General features: G+C 72.1%; 1 protein-coding gene. It reads right to left on the bottom strand.

What is annotated here, in order from left to right:
• Nucleotides 1–1,073 (bottom strand): glutamate--cysteine ligase (locus ACWDZ4_RS35090; protein ID WP_451512432.1); only part of this gene is annotated, 1,073 nt, incomplete at its 3' end.
• Nucleotides 1,074–1,075 lie beyond the last annotated feature (2 nt).

Genomic DNA, 1,075 nt, shown 5'->3' on the forward strand with positions numbered 1-1,075 from the left:
GTGGTGATCAGGTCGATCAGGGAGGGCAGCCCCTCGGCGAGGGCGCGGCGCTGCCGGTCCGCGGGGGCGCCCTGCTGGAGCAGCCGGTGGACCAGGGCGCTCACCTCCCGGGTGTCGCCGGCTTCCTCCAGGGCCGGGGCGAGGTGTTCCATCAGCAGATACACCACGTCGCCCGCGCTGCGCAGCGTGCCGTCGGGAGCGACCAGGCAGGCGCTGATGCCGTGCCGGGCGGCGTGCCAGTTCGCACCGTGCAACAGCTCCGGCGCACACCGGGGCACGGGCACCCCGGCCTTCTCCTCACGGATGGCGGTGGCCACCAGCGCCCGGACGATCCCGGCGAACATCACCGCGTCGTCGGCCCGCAGCTGCACGTCCATGCACCGCACCTCGACGGTGGGATACCGGCCGGAGAGACGGGCCTGCCAGTACAGCTGCCCCAAATCGGTGATGACCCCCGAAGTCAGCAGCGCCTGGACGCGCCGCTCGTGATCGGCGAGATCCTCGAAATACGGCGGCGGCCCGCTCACCGGCCACCGGCCGAAGATCACGGTACGCCAGCTCGCGAACCCGGTGTCATGGCCGTCCCACAGCGGCGAGTTCGCCGACATCGCCACCAGCACCGGCAGCCACACCCGGATCCGGTTCACCACAGCCACACCCATCTGCGGATCGGGCACGGCCGCATGCACATGCATCCCGTTGATCAGCTGCTCCGCGACCAGCTGCGGGGCCTGGGACTCCATCGCCAGATACCGCGGCCGGCGGCTCACCGGCACCGGCGCCGCCCGCCGCAACGGCGCCGTCGCACAGGTCGCCAGCCGGCACCCGAACTCCTCGGCCGCCACACCCACCGCATGACGCAGCCGCAGCAGATGACCCCCCACCTCCTCCAGATCCGTACACACCGGAGTGGCCACCTCCACCTGCGCCTGCAACAGCTCGGCCTGCACCTCCCCCCGGCCCACCACCGGCTCCAGCCCCGACGACCCCCGCACCTCCTCGGCCAGCGGCACCGGCAGGCCCGTGCCCGGATCGAGCAGCAGGTACTCCTCCTCGACACCCACAGTGATCATGT

It is taken from the genome of Streptomyces sp. NPDC003016 (assembly GCF_053591455.1).